This is a genomic window from Streptococcus sp. CCH5-D3 (assembly GCF_001556435.1).
Taxonomy (GTDB): domain Bacteria; phylum Bacillota; class Bacilli; order Lactobacillales; family Streptococcaceae; genus Streptococcus.
The window spans coordinates 80,196-102,390 of record NZ_LSIW01000133.1; the positions used below are offsets into that span (position 1 = coordinate 80,196).

At 39.2% G+C, this 22,195-nt stretch carries 26 protein-coding genes and 1 riboswitch; of the genes, 6 read left to right on the top strand and 20 right to left on the bottom strand.

What is annotated here, in order from left to right:
• Positions 1 to 40 precede the first annotated feature (40 nt).
• The 5 genes from AX662_RS08555 to AX662_RS08575 all read right to left on the bottom strand — a co-directional run bounded on the left by AX662_RS08555 (position 41) and on the right by AX662_RS08575 (position 5,420).
• Complete coding sequence (locus AX662_RS08555; RefSeq protein ID WP_060972184.1) at positions 41 to 2,137, bottom strand: peptide cleavage/export ABC transporter; 2,097 nt, start codon at positions 2,135 to 2,137, stop codon at positions 41 to 43.
• A gap of 174 nt (positions 2,138 to 2,311) precedes the next feature.
• Positions 2,312 to 3,211, bottom strand: coding sequence for a helix-turn-helix transcriptional regulator (locus AX662_RS08560; protein ID WP_060972185.1), 900 nt, complete (start codon positions 3,209 to 3,211; stop codon positions 2,312 to 2,314).
• Positions 3,212 to 3,389: 178 nt separating this feature from the next.
• A complete protein-coding gene (locus AX662_RS08565) occupies positions 3,390 to 4,040 on the bottom strand; it encodes a phosphatase PAP2 family protein (RefSeq protein WP_002889918.1) in 651 nt (216 codons plus the stop codon).
• A gap of 2 nt (positions 4,041 to 4,042) precedes the next feature.
• On the bottom strand, positions 4,043 to 4,600 hold the full coding sequence (locus AX662_RS08570; RefSeq protein WP_021143544.1) for an ECF transporter S component: 558 nt from the start codon (positions 4,598 to 4,600) through the stop codon (positions 4,043 to 4,045).
• A gap of 81 nt (positions 4,601 to 4,681) precedes the next feature.
• Positions 4,682 to 4,804: riboswitch (FMN riboswitch) on the bottom strand.
• A gap of 106 nt (positions 4,805 to 4,910) precedes the next feature.
• The gene (locus tag AX662_RS08575; RefSeq protein WP_021143543.1) at positions 4,911 to 5,420 is read right to left on the bottom strand and encodes a tRNA (cytidine(34)-2'-O)-methyltransferase; all 510 of its coding nucleotides are present in this window, start codon (positions 5,418 to 5,420) and stop codon (positions 4,911 to 4,913) included.
• A gap of 277 nt (positions 5,421 to 5,697) precedes the next feature.
• On the opposite strand from AX662_RS08575, the gene trkA reads away from it, so the two are divergent.
• Entirely contained in the window at positions 5,698 to 7,047 is a 1,350-nt protein-coding gene (gene trkA / locus AX662_RS08580; RefSeq protein ID WP_002889909.1) for a Trk system potassium transporter TrkA, read from the top strand.
• 6 nt (positions 7,048 to 7,053) lie between these two features.
• Positions 7,054 to 8,493 carry a TrkH family potassium uptake protein gene (locus AX662_RS08585; protein WP_060972186.1) on the top strand — a complete coding sequence of 480 codons (1,440 nt, stop codon included), beginning with the start codon at positions 7,054 to 7,056 and terminating at the stop codon, positions 8,491 to 8,493.
• Between the two features lie 22 nt (positions 8,494 to 8,515).
• Here the strand turns inward: AX662_RS08585 and yidD are convergent, their stop codons facing one another.
• The 10 genes from yidD to AX662_RS08635 all read right to left on the bottom strand — a co-directional run bounded on the left by yidD (position 8,516) and on the right by AX662_RS08635 (position 14,662).
• Positions 8,516 to 8,764 carry a membrane protein insertion efficiency factor YidD gene (yidD, locus tag AX662_RS08590; RefSeq protein ID WP_002886534.1) on the bottom strand — a complete coding sequence of 83 codons (249 nt, stop codon included), beginning with the start codon at positions 8,762 to 8,764 and terminating at the stop codon, positions 8,516 to 8,518.
• Positions 8,764 to 9,489, bottom strand: coding sequence for a pseudouridine synthase (locus tag AX662_RS08595; RefSeq protein ID WP_002883686.1), 726 nt, complete (start codon positions 9,487 to 9,489; stop codon positions 8,764 to 8,766). Before AX662_RS08595 ends, yidD begins: the two co-directional genes overlap by 1 nt.
• A 91-nt stretch (positions 9,490 to 9,580) precedes the next feature.
• Complete coding sequence (scpB, locus tag AX662_RS08600) at positions 9,581 to 10,162, bottom strand: SMC-Scp complex subunit ScpB (protein ID WP_060972187.1); 582 nt, start codon at positions 10,160 to 10,162, stop codon at positions 9,581 to 9,583.
• A complete protein-coding gene (locus AX662_RS08605) occupies positions 10,155 to 10,868 on the bottom strand; it encodes a segregation/condensation protein A (protein ID WP_060972188.1) in 714 nt (237 codons plus the stop codon). Before AX662_RS08605 ends, scpB begins: the two co-directional genes overlap by 8 nt.
• Positions 10,868 to 11,629, bottom strand: a complete 762-nt coding sequence (xerD, locus tag AX662_RS08610; RefSeq protein WP_060972189.1) for a site-specific tyrosine recombinase XerD — start codon at positions 11,627 to 11,629, stop codon at positions 10,868 to 10,870. Before xerD ends, AX662_RS08605 begins: the two co-directional genes overlap by 1 nt.
• Positions 11,583 to 12,065: a cyclic-di-AMP-binding protein CbpB gene (gene cbpB / locus AX662_RS08615; RefSeq protein ID WP_060972190.1), complete on the bottom strand. Its 483-nt coding sequence runs from the start codon at positions 12,063 to 12,065 to the stop codon at positions 11,583 to 11,585. Before cbpB ends, xerD begins: the two co-directional genes overlap by 47 nt.
• Positions 12,062 to 12,583: a metallophosphoesterase gene (locus AX662_RS08620; protein ID WP_060972191.1), complete on the bottom strand. Its 522-nt coding sequence runs from the start codon at positions 12,581 to 12,583 to the stop codon at positions 12,062 to 12,064. Before AX662_RS08620 ends, cbpB begins: the two co-directional genes overlap by 4 nt.
• Positions 12,565 to 13,539 (bottom strand): nucleoside-triphosphate diphosphatase, encoded by a 975-nt coding sequence (locus tag AX662_RS08625; RefSeq protein ID WP_060972192.1) that lies wholly within the window; start codon positions 13,537 to 13,539, stop codon positions 12,565 to 12,567. The genes AX662_RS08620 and AX662_RS08625 overlap by 19 nt, the downstream gene beginning before the upstream one ends.
• Entirely contained in the window at positions 13,532 to 14,347 is an 816-nt protein-coding gene (gene racE, locus AX662_RS08630; RefSeq protein ID WP_002889898.1) for a glutamate racemase, read from the bottom strand. Before racE ends, AX662_RS08625 begins: the two co-directional genes overlap by 8 nt.
• 63 nt (positions 14,348 to 14,410) lie before the next feature.
• Positions 14,411 to 14,662 carry a YneF family protein gene (locus AX662_RS08635; protein WP_002883695.1) on the bottom strand — a complete coding sequence of 84 codons (252 nt, stop codon included), beginning with the start codon at positions 14,660 to 14,662 and terminating at the stop codon, positions 14,411 to 14,413.
• Positions 14,663 to 14,907: 245 nt separating this feature from the next.
• Between AX662_RS08635 and AX662_RS08640 the strand changes: the two genes are divergently transcribed.
• Entirely contained in the window at positions 14,908 to 15,450 is a 543-nt protein-coding gene (locus AX662_RS08640) for a TetR/AcrR family transcriptional regulator (protein ID WP_060972193.1), read from the top strand.
• Positions 15,451 to 15,482: 32 nt separating this feature from the next.
• Here AX662_RS08640 and AX662_RS08645 read toward each other — a convergent pair whose 3' ends face one another.
• Positions 15,483 to 16,736 (bottom strand): diaminopimelate decarboxylase, encoded by a 1,254-nt coding sequence (locus AX662_RS08645; RefSeq protein WP_037597403.1) that lies wholly within the window; start codon positions 16,734 to 16,736, stop codon positions 15,483 to 15,485.
• 137 nt (positions 16,737 to 16,873) lie between these two features.
• On the opposite strand from AX662_RS08645, the gene AX662_RS08650 reads away from it, so the two are divergent.
• Positions 16,874 to 18,010 (top strand): DUF5105 domain-containing protein, encoded by a 1,137-nt coding sequence (locus AX662_RS08650; protein WP_060972194.1) that lies wholly within the window; start codon positions 16,874 to 16,876, stop codon positions 18,008 to 18,010.
• Positions 18,011 to 18,047: 37 nt separating this feature from the next.
• Here AX662_RS08650 and AX662_RS08655 read toward each other — a convergent pair whose 3' ends face one another.
• From AX662_RS08655 to AX662_RS08665, 3 genes are all read right to left on the bottom strand, one after another.
• On the bottom strand, positions 18,048 to 18,737 hold the full coding sequence (locus tag AX662_RS08655) for a Bax inhibitor-1/YccA family protein (protein WP_049545705.1): 690 nt from the start codon (positions 18,735 to 18,737) through the stop codon (positions 18,048 to 18,050).
• Positions 18,738 to 18,760: 23 nt separating this feature from the next.
• On the bottom strand, positions 18,761 to 19,264 hold the full coding sequence (locus AX662_RS08660; protein WP_002883682.1) for an HD domain-containing protein: 504 nt from the start codon (positions 19,262 to 19,264) through the stop codon (positions 18,761 to 18,763).
• A gap of 101 nt (positions 19,265 to 19,365) precedes the next feature.
• Positions 19,366 to 20,103 (bottom strand): TrmH family RNA methyltransferase, encoded by a 738-nt coding sequence (locus AX662_RS08665; RefSeq protein ID WP_060972195.1) that lies wholly within the window; start codon positions 20,101 to 20,103, stop codon positions 19,366 to 19,368.
• Between the two features lie 102 nt (positions 20,104 to 20,205).
• Between AX662_RS08665 and AX662_RS08670 the strand changes: the two genes are divergently transcribed.
• Both AX662_RS08670 and yidC read left to right on the top strand, forming a co-directional pair.
• The gene (locus AX662_RS08670; RefSeq protein ID WP_037597401.1) at positions 20,206 to 20,484 is read left to right on the top strand and encodes an acylphosphatase; all 279 of its coding nucleotides are present in this window, start codon (positions 20,206 to 20,208) and stop codon (positions 20,482 to 20,484) included.
• A gap of 86 nt (positions 20,485 to 20,570) precedes the next feature.
• Complete coding sequence (yidC, locus tag AX662_RS08675) at positions 20,571 to 21,488, top strand: membrane protein insertase YidC (RefSeq protein WP_002886520.1); 918 nt, start codon at positions 20,571 to 20,573, stop codon at positions 21,486 to 21,488.
• Between the two features lie 167 nt (positions 21,489 to 21,655).
• Here yidC and greA read toward each other — a convergent pair whose 3' ends face one another.
• Positions 21,656 to 22,138, bottom strand: coding sequence for a transcription elongation factor GreA (greA, locus tag AX662_RS08680; protein ID WP_002883697.1), 483 nt, complete (start codon positions 22,136 to 22,138; stop codon positions 21,656 to 21,658).
• Positions 22,139 to 22,195 lie beyond the last annotated feature (57 nt).

A 22,195-nucleotide genomic window follows, 5' to 3' on the forward strand; every position in this document is an offset into this window, starting at 1 on the left:
GACTTCTTAAGTTTTCTACATATATAATAGGAAGATTATTTTAAATAAACTGGAATAGATTGAAATTAGGACTGTCTGACTCAATCTGGCCACTCACCATGGTCACTACACGACTGACATGTTGACGTACACTATTGCGGTGAGCAATAAAAATCATTGTTCGTTTAATCTTAGCAAGATTAGCCATGACCCTGCTTTCAGTATCACTATCGAGACCACTGGTAGCTTCGTCAAAAATCAAGATAGGCTGTTTGGACAAGAGAGCCCTCGCTATAGCCAAGCGTTGTTTTTGACCACCTGATAGACCACCGTCTTCAGATACTTGGGTCTGAAAGCCTAGTGGCATTTTTTGAATATCCTCTAAGATATCAGCTTGTTGACAAACTTTAAGAAGCTTTTTCTCGTCAACTTCTCCTTCAAATCCTAATAGCAGATTTTCTAAAATGGTTCCCGTAAACACATAGGTCTGTTGTGGAACATAGGTTACCAACTGGCGCAACTCCGCATGGCTAATAGCATCTTTATCTAGGGTTACACGACCACTAGATTTCGTATAATAACCTGACAACATTTTAGCTAAGGTCGTTTTTCCAGATCCACTTTTACCCATGAGGGCGATTTTCTCACCCTTATGAATCGTTAAATCAATCTTACTAAGAGTCTCTTGCTGATAACTAAAACGGTGACTGACTCCTTTAAAAGCAAGTTGTTTAAAAGATAACTCTCTAAGTTTTCCTTTTTCTTCCTTGTCCACAACATAAACTTCTTGAAGACGATTATTGGCGACTTTGGCTTGCTGAATTTTAGATTGGAGATTGATGATATTAATTAAAGGAGTTGTAAAATAATTCAACAACATATTATAGGTAATCAACTGACCTGCAGATAGTTGCCCTTCCATGACCAATTGTGCCCCATACCAGAGGATAAAGACATTAGAAACTAACTGAACCCCTGTCTTTAACCCATCCTGCGTTAATTGCCACTTGGCCTTAGACAAAGACTTCTTCAAATAGTCATGGAATTTCACCTCAATTTCCCGATAGCGTCTTTCCTCAACCCTCAAGGATTTTAAGGTTTCAATACCTCGCAAATCATCAATAACAGCGGTATTAACCTGACTATTTGCCTCCATCAATTGATAATTTTCCTTTTCAAAAAGCTTATAGAATGCCACAATGATTAAAACATAAATAGGAACTACCGTGAGAGTCATCAAAAAAAGTGACTGATTTTGTACAATAAGAGCCACAGCTAGAGTCATCACAATGGTCACATCTAGGAAAATCGATAAAATCGTTGAAGCTAGAGCATCAATAATAGTGTTAGCATCTCCAAAACGTGACGTGATTTCACCAGTACGACGTGAACTAAAGAAACTAATAGGCAAGGAAAGGACATGCTTGATATAAGGAAGAATGACAGCAATGGACAGGTAATTACCCAATCGATGTAGAAGATAATCTTTGAAAAAAGTAAAAACTTGTTGAGCAAGATAAGAGATACATAAGCCTAGCGAAATCATGGTCAGAAGATTATAGGCCCCCTGAGGAATCAAGCGGTCGATAATAGCTTGCAAATAATAAGAACCAATAATATTAACAAGGGTCACTAGAAAACTCAGCAAGACAATAACTGCAATCAAACCCTTACGACGAAACAAAATTGGTAAAAATGAAAGAAGTCCAGGTACATCTTCTTTGTATTTAGTATAGGCTTCTCCTGGAACAAAAAAGAGAGCAACTCCCGTCCACTCTTTGGAAAATTCCTCTAAGGGCATTTTAATGACCTTCTTGCTAGGATCTGGATCACCAATAACAAGCTGCCCCTTGATTTGACCAAACACCGTATAATAATGTTGCAGCCCACCTTCTTTAACCACATGTACAATAAAAGGATAAGATAGGTTTTCTTGTTTAAACAAGTCTAAATCCGCACGAATAGCCTGAGTTTCAAGACCCAACTGCTTGGCCGCTTCCACCAAACCAAGCGCAGAAGTACCTTCACGAGAAGTCTGAGCCAACTCTCGCAAATAAGCTAAACTATAAGAGGAACCATAGTGTTTAAGAATCATGGCCAAGGTAGCGACACCACAATCACGCTGATCAACCTGTGAAATATATGGATATTTTGACATGGTGACTCCTTATTAAAGACAACCTGCAAAATAAGGCAAGATAGTGATAAGTAGTGAGAATAGTGTAAATAATTTTAGTTTTTTCAAAATAAAACTCCTTTTAACTGTTATTTATGTTTCTATAGTAAACATTTAACCATTAAAAAAGTAGTGACATTTATGTCACCACCATTTCTATAAACCATCTGCCGCTTTACCTGCCTTTATACTTTCTTCTAGTACCGAGTCTTCTAAAACGGAAGCAAACATTATGGCCTTATCGTAATTTTCTGCAGCCTCTTTCTTGTTTCCTTTATGAAGAAGTTCATATTTGGCTTTGAGAACAAAAACACTAGGTTTATAGCTATAGAATTGTGATTTTTCTATAACATCTAAGGCTTTATCCACAACTGTTAAGAAGTCTGAGAAGGAATTGTGAAAAATCTTCAAAGCAGCGATAGCCATCAAATCATTAAACAAAACAATATTATAGACATCATCTGTCCAAATTTCCTGATTTAATACTCTCTTTACGATTCTTTCAAAAAGTTTTTTATCATACTGTTTTCTTCCATAAAGATGGAAGAAATAGTAGTCAATAACTAATAAATCGTTAGTTGAGAATTTCCTCTTCCTTTTGACTTGTTCAAACAAGTCTTCATATATCTCCTCAACTTTAGGACTCTCTTCCCAACTAGTAAAACTCAAAATATTTTCCAAAATATCTAGAGTTAACAATTCTTCTTCTGGGAGAAGTTCAAAGAATTTCTCATAGACCTCCTCAATTAAGGCAAGTTTAGCCTTTATTCTTTCTGGATTTCTATACGTTGGAAACTTAATCAGACGATTCTTCATCTCGTAGTATTCGTCAGGGATAGTAATATTATCATGATCCAATAAATCGGTAATATTTTTTCCTAGACGTTTTGCAATATAAGATAATTTATCCAAAGACGGGAGCGACTCCCCCTTTTCAATGCGAATTAACTGACGAACAGTCAATTCCGCACCATCTAAACATAGCACTTCACGTGACATCTGATGGCGTTCACGCTCAATTTTGATTCTTAGTCCAATGCTGTCTTTTATGTTCAAGAGACACTCCTTTATTTCAAAATTTTAAAAACATTATATCATAATTATAATATAATTAATATACAGTTAATGCATTTTTAACAGAACAATAGTCAAAATAAGCTATTTTTATACATTTTATATAGGAAAGACCTTCCTTTGTATCAAAAAAACATGCAGTTTAAAACTACATGTTTTTTTATTTCTGTTTACTTTGGAATCGCCATTCAAAGCGAATGCGATCATAAGTTGGATAAATAGCATTAAGCAACCCAAAGGCTAAGGTAAAGCCAGCTAAAACATCTGTTGGATAATGAACACCTACATAAATACGCGAAAGTCCAACAAGGAAAATCAGAAGCCCAGTAATAGCATAAACTACTATTTTAGATTCTTTTTTCTCCAAACGCTGAGCAAGGACAATGGCAATTGCTCCAAGAATCATAAAAGTTCCCAAAGAATGACCACTAGGGAAAGAATAACCACTAGCATGCACTAAATGCGTAATTGATGGACGCTGACGCTGATAAATATACTTCAAACTTACAATCAAGATACTAGCGAGAAGCCCACTAGCTCCCACAAAGATAGCTTCTGATTTATACTGACGTAGATAAAGCCAGATGACTGCTACGATTGCAATAATAGCCTGTACAGGCGTATTCCCAAGTATGGTAATAGTTTTAAAAAAGCGTGTCAATCCTGCTGGTAAGCCTCCTCGAACCCAAGTTTGAATGTTGCTATCAAACCCTGTCAAGGCTTCAGGATAGAACTTAACCAAATAACCGAGAGCAACAAATAACAATAAGGCAAAAGAAGCATAAATATAATGTGTGTGTGTGTGTTTCATATTTATAATTTTACTAGAATAGACTTAAGTGGAGCATAAATTAAAGCAAAGGCTACTGCAAAAATTAATCCTTCAAGTAAATTGAAAGGTACTACCATAGCGAAAAGGTATTTATAGAGACCTATAAATTGCGCAATATCAAAGTTGGCAAATTTAGCATAGAGTGGTACTGCATAAATATAGTTAAGAATAACCATAGCAACTGTAAGCAAAACAGTTCCTAAAACAGAACCAAGAATATAATTCTTGCTTGTTTGATTTTTCTTCCAAAAATAGCTTAGGCCCCAAACAAAGACGCCTAGAGCAACAAAATTCATAGGAAGTCCAATCATTGATCCTGGTCCACCATTGTTTAGCAAGAGCTTCAACAATGAACGAAGCAAGAGAACACCAATGGCACTCTTAAAATCAAAGATAACCAAGGCAATAAGAACAGGAAGGATTGAAAAATCAACCTTCAAAAAATCTGCTGCTGGAATCAATGGAAATGAAAAATAAAGCAACAAGAATGAAACTGCGGATAAAATGGCAATGTAAGCCAATTTACGTGTGTTTGTCATAAAAAAATTCCTCCAAATTTTAACAATTTGAAAGAAGTTCCCAATGGATTTGCCCATGCCAAAAAAAGCCTACGCAAAAAGACTGGTCTTCTTCCATCCAGACTATACTGTCGGTTGAGGAATCACACCTCATCAGCTTGCGCTCGCGGACTTATCCAAAGAATCACCGCCGGTCGGGAGTTTCACCCTGCCCTGAAGACCTTTTAAGGATAACATAAAAAAACCTTGGTGACAAGGTTTTCAAATTATGGATTTCTAATCTGTTGATAGTCAATGACTATAATTATTCTTTTAAAACAAAATGAAGTATCTATTTTAATTTATCGTGTTGATAACGGTGACTCAGCTCTAGCCCCTCAAATTGTTGCTGACGAAGCGCTTCGTAAACAATCATACAAACAGTATTGGACACATTTAGACTACGCACATGTTCATCATTCATCGGAATACGAATAGCTTTTTCAGGATGCTCACGCATAAAATCTTCAGGTAGGCCTGTATCCTCACGACCAAACATAAAATAGTGGTCCTCACCATCGGCATAGGCCTCTTCTGAATAAGTCTTATCCGCAAATTTCGTGACTAAATGCAAACGCCCCTCTTGATTTTTAGACATGAAATCTGCCAAATTGTCATAATAAGTGATGTCAAGCTTATCCCAGTAGTCTAAACCTGCACGTTTCATTTTCTTGTCATCAATTGGAAAGCCCATAGGACGGATGATATGAAGAGGGCTATTAGTCGCTGCACAGGTACGTGCAATATTTCCGGTGTTTTGTGGAATACGAGGTTCAAACAAGACAATATGATTACGTGACATCTCAATTCTCCTAGACATAAAAAATACCATGTCGCCCGGAGTCAAGCTCAGCAGACGACATGGTTGTGGACGTTCATTAGCTTAAATCATGACAGGTTAGATTTAAAATAACGAATCTTTGAATATATTTTAGCACTTCTGGTCTAAAAGTCAATACTATTTAAAGAAAAATTTCACCTTTATTCACTTAAATAGGAATAGTTGATAAAGCTAGCTGAAAAGGATGATTTTTCCGCTAAAATAGAGTATCATAGTAATGATTATTTGGAGGTAACTCATGCGTATTATTGTCGTAGGTGCCGGTAAAGTCGGTACCGCACTCTGTCGTTCTCTTGTTGAAGAGAAGCACGATGTTATTTTAATTGAAGAAAAGGAAGAGGTCCTCAAACGCCTCAGCAAACGCTATGATGTTATGGGCTTTGCTGGAAATGGGGCTAATTTTAAAATTTTGGAACAAGCCGAGGTTAGCAACTGTGACGTCTTTATCGCGATGACTGATAAAGATGAAGTGAACATGATTTCAGCAGTTCTGGCTAAACAAATGGGTGCCAAAGAAACTGTTGTTCGCGTACGTAACCCAGAATACTCTAATGCTTATTTCAAAGACAAAAACTTTCTTGGATTCTCACTAGTAGTTAACCCTGAACTTTTAACAGCTCGCTATATTGCCAATACAGTTGAATTTCCAAACGCCCTATCAGTTGAAACTTTTGCTAATGGACGCGTTATTCTTATGGCATTTAAAGTTACTGAAAATAGCCAATTATCTGGTATGACAATGGAACAATTCCGTAGGAAATTCGGCAATATTCTAGTTTGCACGATTCACCGTCAGGGTGAACTCATCATTCCAGATGGAAATGCTACCATGCAAATTGGGGATAAGATTTATGTCACTGGTAAACGTGTTGATATGGCACTTTTCCACAGTTACATCAAGCCAAAAAGCATCAAAAAACTTTTGTTGATTGGTGCTGGGCGCATCTCCTACTACTTGCTCAATATCTTGAAAAACAATCGTATTAAGGTCAAATTGATTGAGCAAAAAATGGACCGTGCGCAAACCTTTAGTCAGGTCTTCCCTGAAGTTTCTGTTATCTTAGGTGACGGTACTGCTAAAGACCTTCTTCTCGAGGAAAGTGCAGCCAGTTACGATGCCGTAGCTACCCTAACCGGAGTCGATGAGGAAAATATCATTACCTCTATGTTCCTCGAAAGCCTTGGTATTCACAAGAATATTACTAAGGTTAACCGTACTAGTCTCTTAGAGATTATCGATCCACGTGAGACAACAACAATTGTCACTCCTAAGAGTATCGCTGTTGACACTGTAATGCACTTTGTACGCGGGCGTTTTAATGCCAAAGACTCTAGTCTTGATGCCCTTCACCATGTGGCTAATGGTCGTATCGAAACCTTGCAATTCCAAATTAAAGAAAATAACAAAATCGCCGGAAAGAAACTTTCTGAGCTTGAATTTGCTAACGGTGTCCTTATCGCTGCTATTATCCGCAATGGAAAATCTATTTTCCCAACAGGAGAAGACAGACTCGCTATTGGGGATAAAATCGTGGTTGTTACACTCTTACAAAATATAACTCACATTTACGACTTGTTGAAGAGGTAAGCTGCCATGAATCGATCTATTGTCCGTTTTCTTATTGCCAAGCTCCTACTGATTGAGGCTGCTCTCTTGGTTGTGCCACTTATCGTCGCTCTTATTTATCAAGAAGATGCTAAAGTATTTGCCAGCATCTTAGGTACGATGGGGATTCTCCTCTTTCTCGGGGTGCTTGGTACTCTCTTTAAACCAAAGAACTACCATATTTACACCAAAGAAGGAATGCTTATTGTAGCCCTCTGTTGGGTGCTCTGGTCTTTCTTTGGAGGATTGCCCTTCGTCTTTGCTGGTCAGATCCCAAGTGTCATTGATGCCTTTTTCGAGATGAGCTCTGGTTTCACAACCTCGGGGGCTACTATTCTCACAGATACTGGAGTACTTACCCACTCCCTACTTTTCTGGCGAAGCTTCGCCCACTTGATTGGAGGGATGGGGGTATTAGTCTTTGCCCTAGCCATCATGAACAACAGTAAAAATGGTCACCATGAGGTTATGCGTGCAGAGGTGCCTGGTCCAGTATTTGGTAAAGTCGTTGCCAAGCTCAAAAATACAGCTCAGATTCTTTACATCATCTATCTGACTATGTTTGTTATTTTTGCTGTTATTCTCTGGCTTTGCGGTATGCCAATCTTTGATAGTATCATCACTGCTATGGGGGGCGCAGGTACTGGGGGATTTGCTGTCTATAATGACTCTATCGCCCACTACCACAGTGATCTGATTACCTATGTGGTTACTGTTGGTACCCTACTCTTTGGGGTTAACTTCAACCTTTATTTCTATATCCTCCTTCGCAAAATCAAGTTTTTCTTCCAAGATGAAGAACTACGTACCTACTTTGCGATTGTGGCTATTTCAACAGGTTTGATTTTCCTCAATATTTTTGGGATTTACCACAATTTGGCTGACTCTTTCAAATACTCATTTTTCGAAGTGTCAACTATCATCACAACAACCGGTTTTGGTCTAACGGATATTACCAAATGGCCACTCTTTTCTCAGTATATCCTACTCCTCCTGATGTTTATCGGGGGATCAGCAGGTTCTACTGCCGGTGGTTTCAAGATTATCCGTGCTATGATTATTGCTAAGATTGCACGAAATCAGACCCTGGCTAGTCTCTATCCTAATCGTATCCTGTCACTTCATATCAATGAAAGTGTTCTCGATAAAGAAACTCAACACAGTGTTCTTAAATATTTAGCTGTATATGTACTCATTATACTAAGTTTAGTCACTGTTTTATCACTGGATAATCAAGACCTCTTGATTGTGACAAGCGCTGCTGCTTCAACCTTTAACAATATTGGACCTTTACTTGGAACGAGTGATAGCTTTGCTATTTTCAGTCCTTTGTCTAAGCTTATCATGGGATTTGCTATGATTGCAGGACGTTTGGAAATTTATCCTTTACTACTCCTCTTCCTGCCAAAAACTTGGTCAAAAACTTAAGCATAGAAAAACTCCTTTGGATTCATTTATCCAAAGGAGTTTTATTACGTTTTAGACTAAAATAATCTGGCACCGGATCATCGCCAGTCTCTGATAAAGGGTGACATCTTAAGATACGGGCAACTCCCATAAGAACTCCCTTTAAACCGTGCATTTCTATGGCTTGGATCATATAAACCGAACAAGTTGGACGAAAACGGCAAGAGGGTGGAAATAGGGGAGAAATCCATCTCTGATAAGCCCTTACTAAGGCAATCAGAAATCTTTTCATTATTTAACCTTATTGACAGCAGCGTTATGAAGCTGACTGATTTCTTTCTTATTCAGACGGCGTGATTCACCTGGGCGAAGCCCTGTTAAATCAAGGGTACCAAAACGCGTACGTGACAACTTATCAACAAGCAAGCCCACTGATTCAAACATTTTCTTAACCTGGTGGTTACGCCCCTCATGAATTGTCAATTCAACAACTGAACGGTTCTTTTCATGGTCTACTTTGATAATATTGTAACGTGCTGGTTTTGTTTTCTTACCATCAATGACAACACCACGAGTCAAAGGACGAAGGTTCTCCTTGGTCGCAATACCTTTGACACGCGCCAAATAAACCTTATCAATCTCATTACGTGGGTGAATCATCTTATCGGTAAAGTCACCATCATTAGTCAAAATAAGAAGCCCCGTCGTATCCCAGTCAAGACGACCAACAGGATAGATACGTTCCTTAACGTGGGGCATGAGGTCAATCACCGTCTTACGATTTTTCTCATCAGATACCGAAGAAATAACCCCTCGTGGTTTATTAAGAAGATAATAGACCTTCTCTTCATTATAAATTGGGCTACCATTTACCTCTACAATATCACCATTTTTGACAATTGTTGCCAATTCCGTAACGGTCTTACCATTTAGGGTCACACGACCCTCTTTAATCAGTTCCTCAGCCTTACGACGGCTGGCCACACCAGCGTGGGCAATATATTTATTAATTCGCATTCTTTTTCTACAGCTTAAGCTGTATCCTTTCTACCTAGCATCTCTGCTATGTTTCTTTATTTTTAATGATTAGTTTTAACAAGGTTTACTCTTAATTGTCCAAGTCCTCAAGCTCCTCTGAAGTATCTTCCCTAAAGAGACTCGTTTCTTGCTCTTCAAGTTCTAGTTGATCAATCGCCACAAGCTCGTCTAAACTGTTAATGCCCATATAGTCTAGGAAATAATCAGTAGTCGCATATAGGTTAGGACGACCGACAGCATCCTTTTTACCAGCCTCTTGAATAAGATCAAAGGCCTGAAGTTTAGCAATAGCACCACTAGAATTAACACCTCTAATGTCATCGACTTCAGCGCGAGTAATGGGCTGTTTATACGCAACTATAGAGAGGACCTCAAGACTCGCTCGTGATAAACTCTGGTTAATAGGCGTTTTAGAATAGTCACGAAGGAGACTTGCAAAATCTGGTTTAGTCACTAACTTATAGGTATTTGATGATTCCAATAAACACAGAGCTGAATCCTCATCTGCCTCGTACTTAGCTTGCAATTTCTCCAAAGACTGAGTCAAACCCGTCACTGGCATTTCCAAAAGCTGTGCCATAGTACGTAGACTAAGACCATCTTCACCAGCCACAAAAAGTAAAGCTTCTAATCGTGCTAAGTGACTACTCATTCGTCCATTCCTTTCTTAGTGTGATTGTGCCAAAAATTGTTTCCTGTTGTACTGATATGCGATGTACCTTAATCAATTCAAGAGTTGCCAAAAAGAGGGTGATTACTTGATTCATATCTTTAGCATCTGTGAAAAGTTCATCCAGATATAGCTCATTTTTTGAGCCAAATGCTTCCTCAATAATCAGCATCATGTCTTCAATTTTATAATCGTCACGCGCAATGGTCGTGTGATTTCGCCGAATTTCTTCTTGCTTTTCAGTCATGATTTTTGAAAAAGCCAAGAAAATGTCTTGAATGGTCTTATCCTGATTCAGCGTCACATCTTCATAAACTAATTCAACTTTTGGTTTTGAAAAATACTGAGCTCGCACTTCATGCTGCTTAGCCAACTCTTGACTAGCTGCTTTGAAGCGTGCATATTCTTCCAACTGACTCAAGAGCTCTAGTTCTGGATCATCTGCTTCTGGCTCAGCTTCCACCACTGTCGGCAGAAGCTTACGACTCTTAATCAGCATGAGCTGACTAGCCATAAGCATATATTCCCCAGCAACTTCAAGCTTCATGACTTGCAAGGTTGCCAAATAAGCCAAGTATTGCTCAATAACCTCAACAATGGGGACATCGTAAATATCTACCTCATACTTAGAAACCAGATGGAGCAACAAATCCAGTGGCCCCTCAAAATCTTTTAACTTAATATCCATTAGATTTTATAGTATTTCTCCAAGGTCACTGGACTTTTTAGTCCCAGTAAACGAGCAAGTTCAAAGGCGCCCGTTCCCTTTTCAATTTGTATAAGAATAAATTGCTGACGCAAGACTTGAGCAGTCACATTCGATAAGCCACAGTCACTAACATAAGTCTGGATTTGCTTATACAGCCATTGTCGAGTATAGACCTTACCCAAAAGCAATCCCTGACTGTTCACATTTTTAATAGCCAACAAATACTGTTTCAAATCTGCTTCAAGTCTAAGAACACGCTTAGTCGTTCCCTTGGCCACAGTTACAACACCAAAATCCAAGTCGATATCGGACCAGTCCAACTCCAAAATCTCTGACGGCAAGAGCCCCAACTCTAGAATCAGCAGACAGGCCAGTTTCCCAGCCCCTTCACGTCCCTCGTAAAGCGACGAAAGATCCAGTATCTGCATCTTATCCTCCTGAGAAGGTAGCGTTACCATCTCTGATAGTTTGAAAAATTTTGCTAATTCACCCTTTTGATAGAGATATAGCAAAAATTGATTGACCGCAGAGCGCTTACGTTTTTGTACGGATGGCTTCCATTCCTTGAGTTGGTTTTCATAGAGCTTTAAAGTGGTTTGATCAATTTGTCCTGAAATCAAAGTTGTAAACTGCTTAAGATCATAAGCATAAGCTTGCTTTGAGCTCTCTGAAATGACCTTAGTAGCCAGAAAATCAGTAATCTGAGTTGTCAGTTGTTTTTGGAATGATGATATAGTCATGTGTAAAGTCATGTAAGAGGCTATTAACCGCCTTTAGAATCGATTTTCGTGTGATAATTCCTTTGAAAATACCTTGGCTATCAACCACAGGAAGGAAAGGATTATCAACTAGCTTATGCATTACCTCGTTTAGATTAGCATTATCTTCCACTGTTTCCACGACATCTGATGTCATCGGCCCGACATCACGGTTAACCATCTCCCACTCTTGCAAGTTATGTTCATCTTGATAACGCTTAATATCTGTCAAAGATATGGTCCCAAGATAATGCTTATCCTTAGTCAAAACGGGAACGCGCGAATAACCGTTACTCGTCAAAAGCAAAACCACATGATCAGCGTTATGACTATCAATAAAAATAGCAACCTGATCTGATGGAATTAAATAATTATCTAAACGAGCCAACAAAAAATCTTCAAATTCTTTAGCAATCATCGTTCAAATTCCTGTGTAAGTTCTGAATAAAGTTCATGGTCACGTGTGTAATATTCCACACGAATTTTTGCATCGTTTATAATCACCTTTGCATAAAGTTTCTCATGGATAGGCCCACGTGGCTGTAAAACAGAGCCTGGATTGATAAACACTGTCTTACCATTTCGCCAAGCTGTTGCCGCATGCAAGTGGCCATAAAGACAAATATCAGCGGCCTCTTGTTGCGCCCAAAGATCTAACTTGTCCCAGGTAAAATTAATGCCATAGAGATGACCATGTGTTTGTGCAATAATCACATCTCCAAGTTTAACGACCAAACGTTCTGGATAACCTGAATCATAATCACAGTTTCCTCGAACTACATAGATACCTTTCCAAATAGGATCACTTGATTCTAACTCCGAATCTCCGTTGTGGAAAATGGCATCCACCTTTCCTTGATAACGATTTTTTATATCTGCTACAATATCACGATCCCCATGGGAGTCGCTCATTACGATTATTGTTTGTTCTGCCATGCTGGGAAGACCTCCATAAGTTTCTTAACAGCTTGTCCACGGTGAGATTGTTCATTTTTCTCTTCTGCAGAAAGCTCTGCTGCTGTTTTACCCGTATTACCAACTAAAAAGAGAGGATCATAACCAAAACCATTGTCACCTTTAGGTTCTCGGCCAATATAACCCTTCCAGTCGGCATCAACAACCAAACTATCACGTCCAGGTGCTGCAACAACTAGGGTTGTATGGAAGTTCGCCGTACGTTTGCTATCATCAAGCACCATAGCGAGCTCATGCAATAATTTAGCATTATTTTCAGCATCTGTGGCATCAGGGTCTGCAAAGCGTGCAGACCAAACACCTGGTAAACCTCCAAGAACATCTACCTGCAAACCAGAGTCATCTGAGAGGACCATTTTACCAGTTAATTCTGAAATGGTTTCCGCCTTCAAGCGTGCATTTTCCTCAAAGGTCATACCTGTTTCAGCAACTTCAGGAAGGTCTGGATAATCATTAAGATTCTCTACCTTAATGCCTAGTTTTCCAAATAGTTTACGAAATTCCTTGGTTTTTCCTTCATTGCGTGTCGCAATCAATAGGACATCACCAAAATCTGATTTGTTATCAGAACCAAAGAAATCACTCAAGGTGACACCTTCTCTAGGCACATGAACATAGACAAGCTTATCTCCTTCACTAACTACCAAGGCCCCTTGATGTTGCGTAACAGCTAAGTCACGACCGGTTTCCTCTTTCAAGCAATCCAGAATAAAGGATACCAAGCGAAGGTCTGAAGAATGTTTAGCAATATGTAACTGGAAACCACTAACAGCCAAAACGTTAGTCAAGGCTTGGAAAAGGTCAACAAATTGTTCATAGGCCTCATCACCACCAAAACAAGTCAAGTGATTGTAGCTTCCAAAACTAGCCAAATACCAGTCTTGTTCGTCTTTATATTCTAAAATTGATTTAGTCATTTTCTAACTCCTTGTCCAAATCGACATGTTGGACAGCAACTTCTTCACCCAGCCATTGTTCTGCGATTTCTTTAAAACCAAGCACACTAGCTGTGGTGTAATATTCTTCCGTCTTGTCTTCGACTTCACGGCTACGATTAATTTCAAAATAATTGAGCAAAACTGAAACATCACGAACTGTTTCAGCTCCGCTATCAATTAGCTTGACACTTGGCCCCATAACATTCTGGATGATAGGACGTAGAAGTGGGTAATGGGTGCAACCTAAAACCAAGGTATCTACCTTACCGACTAAAGGTGCCATGCTCTCATAAACAATCTTTTTAGCCACACTTGAGTTAATTTCATTGGATTCAACAATAGGGGCAAAGCGAGGACAAGATAAACTCAAGACATTCATTTGTGGTGCCAGATGCTTAATTTTTTGTTCATAGATGTTAGAGGAAATCGTCATAGGAGTCCCAATGACGCCAATATGCCCCGATTGACTAGACTTAATGGCAGCACTAGAACCAGGCAAAACCACACCTAGCACTGGGATATCCAAGGCTCCTTTGATTTCCTCCCAAACTACTGCTGTTGCCGTATTACAAGCAATAACAATCATTTTTACATCTTTGGTCAGAAGAAATTTAACCAACTGCCAGGTATACTCTCTGATTTGTTCTGCTGGTCTAGGACCATATGGCGCCCTAGCAGAGTCACCAATATAAACAATAGACTCGTGAGGCAACTGACGTTTAAGCTCACGTACCACCGTCAGTCCTCCGACACCAGAATCTAAAAATCCTATAGGTCGATTATCCATCTTGCCTCCTTATCCCCTAGGTTACATGTAAAAAGCTGAGATTCACGTCCCAGCTCCCCACCATTATTTTTTCTTTTTCTTGCTATCTGCAAGTGCTTGTTTTTGTTGTTTGATAATTTGGTTATATGTTTGACGCACTTTTGCTTCATTTGGCTTTTGACCCGCAGCCGACATCATGGTACGAACAGCGTCCACATTCAAACGAGGATTTTCAGCCAATTCTTTCTCCATTTGTTTGCGGGCAAAGTATGCACCTCCATAAAAACCACCCAAAAGGGCTACAAAAACAAGAATAATCCAAAGGACGGTGTTCATAAATTTAATTCTCCTATAACGTTGATTTACCTTATATTATAGCAAAAATGGACCCTACTGACAAATAAGACGTTGGTTCTTAAAAACGTATAGAAAAAAAGTTTTTTCGTTTAAAATATCGATAAAATGAGAGTTTCAGTATTTTTCACTTACAACTGTAAAGGACTTGTAAGATTTCTAGAAAAAAAATAGGTTATTATATAAGTTGTGGAATTATTATTATGTTTATATAAAGGGGTTTATTTATGCTCAAGGAAGCAACTATTTCCGAACGAAAAATTGTCAACGCATTTATTGAACTCTTAGAAGAGAGTTCACTCGAACAAATCAGCATCACAGACATCATCAAGAAGGCAAATCTCAGCAGACCAACTTTCTACTACTACTATTCAAATAAAGAAGATTTGGTTGAAACAACCTTCTCAAAGATTTTAGATAAAGTTTCAAGTATTCTTCAGGAAGACATGACCTACCAAGAGGGTGTTGTTACTGAAATGCTAGGATATCTTAAGGAAAATCAAAGACTCTGTCTCACCTTAATGACACACATTCCAAACATCAATGAGATGATTCGTGAATTCATTATCGAGACCATCCTTAACTCTGATATCGAAAATGTTACAGAGCTCATGGAACAAAGCTATCATATTCCTGCCAAATATTCATTGGAAATTTATGTTAGCACTATTGTTACCATTTTAACACTCTGGCTCAAAGAAGGCTGTGTCGAATCCCCTGAGGAGTTAGCCGATATCATTCTTGAAGCTGTAATCATTAAAGTAAAATAAGCTAGGGCCTTTAAGGCCTAGCTTATTTTTTGTTAAATGTCAAAATCAAAACCATCAAGAGTAGCAAAGTAATCATTCATCGTCTCTGCACGGCGGATCATACGAGCCGTTCCATCTTCTTGGTAGAGAATTTCTGCAGAACGAAGACGTCCATTATAGTTGTAGCCCATTGAGAAACCATGTGCACCTGTGTCGTGGATAACCAAGGTATCTCCAATACGAGCTTCTGGCAATTCACGGTTCTTAGCAAACTTATCATTATTTTCACAAAGAGAACCTGTCACATCAACTACTTGAATGTCACCATCTGGATTAGTCATATTCGTGATGTGGTGGTAGGCATCGTACATAGCTGGACGAAGCAAGTTAACCGCAGAAGCATCTACACCAACGTAACGACGATAAGTGTCCTTAATATGAAGAACCTTAGTAACAACAAGGCCATGAGGTGCTGTCATGAAACGTCCAAGTTCAGTGTAAATACTGATATGTCCAAGATCATTCGGAACAAGGATCTCATCAAATTTAGCATGAACCCCTTCACCGATAACAGCAATGTCATTTTGCTTATTAGCCGGTGTGTAGTCTACCCCAACACCACCTGATAAATTGATAAAGTCAAGACTAACTCCAAGTTCATTCTTGATTTCTACCGCCAATTCAAAGAGTTGAGCAGCCAAGGTTGGGTAATACTCATTCGTTACTGTATTTGACGCTAGGAAAGCATGCAAACCGAATGATTTCACTCCTTTTTCTTTAAGGTAGGCATAACCTTTGAAGAGTTGTTCCTTAGTCATCCCAAATTTTGATTCTTCAGGGTGATCCATGATATCAGTACCAAGAGAGAAGACACCTCCTGGGTTAAAGCGCAAAGAAAGGGTTTCAGGAAGCCCTGCAGCCTCTTCCAAGAAAAAGATATCTTCGTAAGCATCAAGGTTAATTGTCGCATTAATATCACGCGCGTAAACAAACTCTTCTGCACGTGTATCATTAGATGTAAAGCTAATCGCGCTACTATCAAAACCAATTTTCTTACTCATGACAAGCTCTGTATCGGTCGCACAATCGACACCACACCCTTCTTCTTTCAAAATTTTGAGGATTGCTGGATTAGGTGTGGCCTTTACAGCAAAGAATTCTTTAAAACCTGGATTCCACGAAAAAGCTGCATTAACTGCACGTGCTGTTTCACGAATACCTTTTTCATCGTAAAGATGGAAAGGTGTCGGAAATTCTGCAGTGATTTGTTCAAGTTTATCAGCTGCAATAAAAGGTGTTTTTGTCATTTTATTCTCCATTTTTTTACAATAGTAATCCTATTATAGCATAAGAAAAGGCTTGAAACCCAATTTTCTAATAATCTCAAGGCATATTTCATGATACAATAGACCTATAACCTAAATAAAATAACGGGGGATTATTTATGAAAAAATATCTTTACTCTGGGGCTCTTGCTCTAGCAGCCATCTTAACGCTCTCAGCATGTGCCAAGCCAAAACTTGATGCCAAGCTTTCTGTTAACGATATTGTCTATATGTCAGGAAGCGACCTCAAGCTCAAGGATGACCAAACCCTAGTCGAAGTCTCATTCAAACTCGAGAATACTTCGGAAGATATGGAAAATGAGCTCAAAACATCTGCTAAACAATTCTACCTCAAAGATAAATATGGTAAAAAAGTCACAGCAAGCAAGATCGACAAGGGTGACCTCCCTACTCTCTTCAACAAAAATAAGAACGTAGAGGATGCTACAGATGACTTTGGAAAGCTTGAAGCTGACGACTACAAAACTGTCTCACTCTTTTTCGAAGTTAACAACGACGAAAGCTATAAACTCTATTTTGAATCAAAGGATGAGAAGACAGAAGGACAAACTGTTTCTACTAACCTAAAAGATTTCGATGGTAAAACAACTACCAATGTTAAAAAGGCTGTTGATGCCTATTTCAACGCAGTTCTTCTAGGTGGCGAAAGCAAAGACTACAGCAAATTTGTTTCTAACGACTTGGACAAAGCTAAGGGCGAACTTAACCAATATTTCTCAGATAGCCTTCAATACAGCTATGATGCAACTGATAACATCAAACCAACCGGTGATGAAGTTCCAAAAGTTTTTGGTTGGGTTCAAACTGCTAACCGTGAACGTGGTAGCTACACTGTTGACAACATTATCGTCGCTAAAGATAAGGCAGAATTCAATGTCAGCATGTCAACTATCAGTATGAAAGCTGCAGACGATGCCTATGGTGCTAATCACCCAAATCTCACAGACGAACTTAAAAACTACCTACAAAGCAATGGTGCTAACGCTGGAAATGTCGACCAACTGACAAGACAATTCTACATGGAAACTTACCTACCGAATTCAATCAAAGAAGTAAACCCATCAGCACCAAAGACTGAAGGAACAAATATCTTTGATAATTACTCAGTCGAGCTTACCAAAAAAGACGACAAGTGGGCTTTCCCAGATAAAGATAGCTATGTCGGAAAATGGGATTACTATCCACTCTTCTACGCTTACACAGGTCAGCAAGGAACACTCACAAAAAACTATTAGACATTAAAAAAATCAGCCATCTGGCTGATTTTTTTTACTAATTACGTCTAGCAAAGAGTCGCAAGATATTCAAGAATAAGTTAATGAAATCCAAGTAAAGACTAAGTGCCATAGAAACTGCCCATCCGTCTGTGACCTGACCATTGGTACCATAATAAACCTTCTTAATCATCTGGTTATCGTAGGCAATTAAACCTGAGAAAATAAGAATTGATACAATACTAATCACAAAACTCATCATGCTACTTGCAAAGAAAATATTAATCAAGCTAGCCACAATAATCCCAATCAAGGCTGCCATAAGGAACTTGGCCATGCCTGATAGATCTCGCTTAATGGTAACTCCGATAAGTGCCATGATAAAGAAAACAATGGCAGTACTAAGGAAAGCTTGGAAAACAATGGCTTGCGTATATTGTACGATGATAAAGCTGAGTGTAAATCCATTCAGAGCAGAATAAACCAAAAATAAAGGTAGAGCCGCAGGTGTATTCCTTCTTGCAGCACCGCTAGCCAAAAAGACCAAACCAAACTCTAAAAAGAGTGCCGCCATGTAAACCCAAGAATAATTCATGAGAATATTGACAAAAAGATGCGAAAGAGGAAAGAGCATCAGATAAGAGATGACTGCTGAAAGCCCCACTCCCATACCGACAAGACCATAAATCTTTCCGAAAAAGCGGTTCAAGCCCGCATCACTAGTCGTATAAATTGCATTTGATTCCATAGTTATCTCCTAAAAATAATGAATTATTGGTGGTGGCTTTGTAGAGTCTTGCGACGGAAAAACTTACGATTTTTGATTCGGTTTCGTAAGGGTGTCGCTGCTTCTTTAACCGCCCAATACTTATCCACCATAGTAACAATATAAGATTCCTTATACTTCGGTGGCGCAATCGTTGCTCCCCACATATGCTTGAGAATAATATCCTCTTCTTTTTTGTTCAGATTAACAAGCTTTCTGGCATTACGAACAGCAATACGTGGGTGTACCCAAGCATGACTCTTGTTAAATTTAGTCACTCGCCAATCATAATAGAAAAAGTCATGTAAGAGACCACCTCGAGCTGTACTCTTGGCATCCCAGCCAAATTTTTTAGCAATCTTATAGCTGGTGTAACTAACATTAACCGAGTGTTCTAAACGTGTCGAATGATGGTGTTGTACAATCCCATCCAATTTTTGAAAACGTGGATGAGAAATCAAATGTCCCACAACTTCCATAAATTCTTTATCATCTTCTGGTCGTTTCATAATAATACCTCATTAATGTTTCTAATGCTTCTTCATTATACCACTAGTGCTTAAAATTACTTTAAAAGTCAGTTGTTTTCTCCTAAAATCATCCTTGAGACCTAGAGACTAAACATGAGAATTCCTGCTGCAACAGCAACATTCAGACTCTCCGCCTGACCTGGCATGCTAATATGTACGAGTTGATCAGCAGACTCAGCCATTTCCTGACTAATTCCCTGCCCCTCATTTCCCATCACTAGGGCAAAATTGCCATCTGTCTCAACTGCTTTATAGTCAACGGAAACATCGGAAAGAGTCGTTGCCAAGACGGGTATACCTTGTTTTCTGCAAGCCTCAACCATGTCAAGAATTGGTCCACGATAGATTGGAAGGTGGAAATGACTTCCCTGCATAGAACGCAAGGTCTTCTGATTATAAATATCAGCTGATTTGTCTGACAAAAAGACTCCGTCATAACCTGCGGCATCTGCTGTTCGAATCATTGTTCCTACATTACCAGGGTCCTGAACATCCTCCAAGAGAAGATACTTCCCTGAGAGAGACTTTGGCAAGGCTTGAGATTGTTTAGCAACTTCTACCACAATCCCTTGAGGTGTCTGAGTTTCACAGAGTTCCTTAAGCACCTCTGGACTAACCAACTTAACCTTAGACATATTAGCCACACGATCAGCCATTTCCTCAAGTACGAAAACTTGAAGAATCTCGGCACCGCTTGCCTTTGCTTCCTCAAAAAGATGCCATCCTTCTAAAAGATAGCTAGTTTTACGGTGCTTACGCTGCAATAATTTTCTAGCAGACTTAATGCTAGCATTTTGCTTTGATTGAATGATTTCCATACATTCATTATAGCAGAAATCCCCTGATAAATCTTGGACTTGACCGACTTTATAGCAAGGATTATACTAAAAGAAAGAGCTTTCAAAAGGAGGTCATGGACCATGCAAAAAGTACGATTATTAGTCTCAGGAAGAGTCCAAGGTGTTGGTTTTCGTTATTCAACCTATGCTCTAGCACTAGATATTGGAGATATATGCGGTCGGGTTTGGAATAATGACGACGGTACTGTTGAAATTCTAGCTCAGTCAGATAACCCTTCTAAGTTAGCTAAATTTATTCAAGAAGTTCGAAAGGGACCTTCAAAATGGTCTAAAGTAACCTATGTCGATGTGACCATGGCTAACTTCCCTAATTACAGCGATTTTCGCATGGCTAATTAAGGTCGGAGCTCCGTTTTTAACTTGTTCTCTTCCTTAAAAAAAGGTAAAATAGACAAGTATAACTAAAAAACAAAAGGAATGATATTGTGAATAAAAATCAAAAACGTCTAGCCCTGATGGGGCTTGCTGCCAGCATGCTTCTCTTCCTATCAGGATGTGTGAGCCTTGATAAGTCTGGTAATCCTACTGGTTGGGTTTGGAACCTACTTGGTCGCCCTATGAGCCACGTCATCACCTACTTCGCAGATAATCTTGGTCTCGGCTTTGGTCTTGGTATTATCTTTGTTACCATCATTGTTCGTTTGATTATCTTGCCACTTGGTCTTCACCAATCTCGTAGCGCAGCCTACCAATCAGCAAAACGTGAGTACCTTGCGCCTATCTTGGAACCAATCAACGAACGTTTGCGTAACGCCGAAACTCAAGAAGAAAAAATGGCTGCCCAGTCTGAACTCATGCAAGCTCAGCGTGAAAACGGTCTAAGCTTGATGGGTGGTGTCGGCTGTCTTCCTCTATTGATTCAGTTCCCGTTCTTCTCAGCACTCTACTACGCAGCACGTTACACTCCTGGTGTACTCCAAGATAACTTCCTCTGGTTTAACCTTGGTCACCGTGACTTCCCATTGATTATCATCATCGCAGCTCTTTACTACTTCCAATCTTGGTTGTCTATTCAACAAGTTCCTGAGGAGCAACGTAAACAAATGGCAGCAACGATGTACAGTATGCCAATCATGATGATTTTCTTTGGTATTAGCTCACCTGCAGCCGTAATCCTCTACTGGTTCGTTGGTGGTATCTTCTCTATTATCCAACAGTTGATTACCAACTACATCATCAAACCTCGCTTGAAAGAAAAAGTTGCTGAAGAGTTCAAAAAGAACCCTCCAAAAGCACCTCGTACAACACCAATCAAGCGTAAAGATGTGACACCAAAAAATACTCAAGCAATTGCAAGTAAACCAAAGAAAAATCGTAACGCCGGTAAGCAAAATCGTAAATAAGCTACAAAGCACTCTTGGCATTTGCCAAGAGTGCTTTTCTTATAGATTAATTCAGACTAGCCTAACTCCTACTAGCGCCGGCAACCAAAAAGGGAGTGAGACAGAACAACTGCTTTGTCTCACTCCCACTAGTTTCAAATATTAGACACTTTAACGCCAACAGTCACTTAGGCTGTTTTTTCTACACTAAGGATTTCTACAGAGTAGCTACCTGCTGGTGATTCGATAGCGACTTTGTCGCCAACTTTCTTACCAATCAAAGCTTGAGCAATTGGGCTTTCATTTGAAATCTTACCTGAGAAGATGTCAGCACCGGCTGCCCCAACGATATGATAAGTATCTTTGTCGTTTGTACCAACTTCTTGAACAACAACAGTTTTACCAATTGCAACCTCGTCATTAGCAACAGCATCACTATCAACGATTTCTGCATAACGAATTTTTGTTTCAAGAATCTGAATTTGTCCTTCAACAAAGGCTTGCTCGTCTTTGGCTGCTTCATACTCAGAGTTTTCTGAAAGGTCACCATAAGAACGTGCAATCTTAATACGTTCTACAACTTCTGGACGACGGACGAGTTTGTACTCCTCCAATTCCGCTTCAAGTTGTTCTTTCTCTGCTTGTGTCATTACATATGTTTTTTCTGCCATTTTTTTCTCTTTTCTATTTTTTGAGCCGTTGGCTGCATCATCAAAATCACTATTCGT

Excerpts from the sequence above, each read along its gene's own strand:
- AX662_RS08605 (WP_060972188.1), bottom strand. The coding sequence starts at position 10,868 with ATGGATATTAAGTTAAAAGATTTTGAGGGGCCACTGGATTTGTTGCTC.
- AX662_RS08635 (WP_002883695.1), bottom strand. The coding sequence starts at position 14,662 with ATGAACACCGTCCTTTGGATTATTCTTGTTTTTGTAGCCCTTTTGGGT.
- scpB (WP_060972187.1), bottom strand. The coding sequence starts at position 10,162 with ATGAGTAGTCACTTAGCACGATTAGAAGCTTTACTTTTTGTGGCTGGT.
- AX662_RS08640 (WP_060972193.1), top strand. The coding sequence starts at position 14,908 with ATGCTCAAGGAAGCAACTATTTCCGAACGAAAAATTGTCAACGCATTT.
- yidD (WP_002886534.1), bottom strand. The coding sequence starts at position 8,764 with ATGAAAAGATTTCTGATTGCCTTAGTAAGGGCTTATCAGAGATGGATT.
- greA (WP_002883697.1), bottom strand. The coding sequence starts at position 22,138 with ATGGCAGAAAAAACATATGTAATGACACAAGCAGAGAAAGAACAACTT.
- AX662_RS08665 (WP_060972195.1), bottom strand. The coding sequence starts at position 20,103 with ATGGAAATCATTCAATCAAAGCAAAATGCTAGCATTAAGTCTGCTAGA.
- AX662_RS08555 (WP_060972184.1), bottom strand. The coding sequence starts at position 2,137 with ATGTCAAAATATCCATATATTTCACAGGTTGATCAGCGTGATTGTGGT.
- AX662_RS08670 (WP_037597401.1), top strand. The coding sequence starts at position 20,206 with ATGCAAAAAGTACGATTATTAGTCTCAGGAAGAGTCCAAGGTGTTGGT.
- AX662_RS08620 (WP_060972191.1), bottom strand. The coding sequence starts at position 12,583 with ATGGCAGAACAAACAATAATCGTAATGAGCGACTCCCATGGGGATCGT.
- AX662_RS08585 (WP_060972186.1), top strand. The coding sequence starts at position 7,054 with ATGAATCGATCTATTGTCCGTTTTCTTATTGCCAAGCTCCTACTGATT.
- trkA (WP_002889909.1), top strand. The coding sequence starts at position 5,698 with ATGCGTATTATTGTCGTAGGTGCCGGTAAAGTCGGTACCGCACTCTGT.
- AX662_RS08575 (WP_021143543.1), bottom strand. The coding sequence starts at position 5,420 with ATGTCACGTAATCATATTGTCTTGTTTGAACCTCGTATTCCACAAAAC.
- cbpB (WP_060972190.1), bottom strand. The coding sequence starts at position 12,065 with ATGATTGCTAAAGAATTTGAAGATTTTTTGTTGGCTCGTTTAGATAAT.
- AX662_RS08660 (WP_002883682.1), bottom strand. The coding sequence starts at position 19,264 with ATGAAACGACCAGAAGATGATAAAGAATTTATGGAAGTTGTGGGACAT.
- AX662_RS08650 (WP_060972194.1), top strand. The coding sequence starts at position 16,874 with ATGAAAAAATATCTTTACTCTGGGGCTCTTGCTCTAGCAGCCATCTTA.
- AX662_RS08645 (WP_037597403.1), bottom strand. The coding sequence starts at position 16,736 with ATGACAAAAACACCTTTTATTGCAGCTGATAAACTTGAACAAATCACT.
- AX662_RS08565 (WP_002889918.1), bottom strand. The coding sequence starts at position 4,040 with ATGAAACACACACACACACATTATATTTATGCTTCTTTTGCCTTATTG.
- AX662_RS08570 (WP_021143544.1), bottom strand. The coding sequence starts at position 4,600 with ATGACAAACACACGTAAATTGGCTTACATTGCCATTTTATCCGCAGTT.
- AX662_RS08655 (WP_049545705.1), bottom strand. The coding sequence starts at position 18,737 with ATGGAATCAAATGCAATTTATACGACTAGTGATGCGGGCTTGAACCGC.
- AX662_RS08595 (WP_002883686.1), bottom strand. The coding sequence starts at position 9,489 with ATGCGAATTAATAAATATATTGCCCACGCTGGTGTGGCCAGCCGTCGT.
- AX662_RS08625 (WP_060972192.1), bottom strand. The coding sequence starts at position 13,539 with ATGACTAAATCAATTTTAGAATATAAAGACGAACAAGACTGGTATTTG.
- racE (WP_002889898.1), bottom strand. The coding sequence starts at position 14,347 with ATGGATAATCGACCTATAGGATTTTTAGATTCTGGTGTCGGAGGACTG.
- xerD (WP_060972189.1), bottom strand. The coding sequence starts at position 11,629 with ATGACTATATCATCATTCCAAAAACAACTGACAACTCAGATTACTGAT.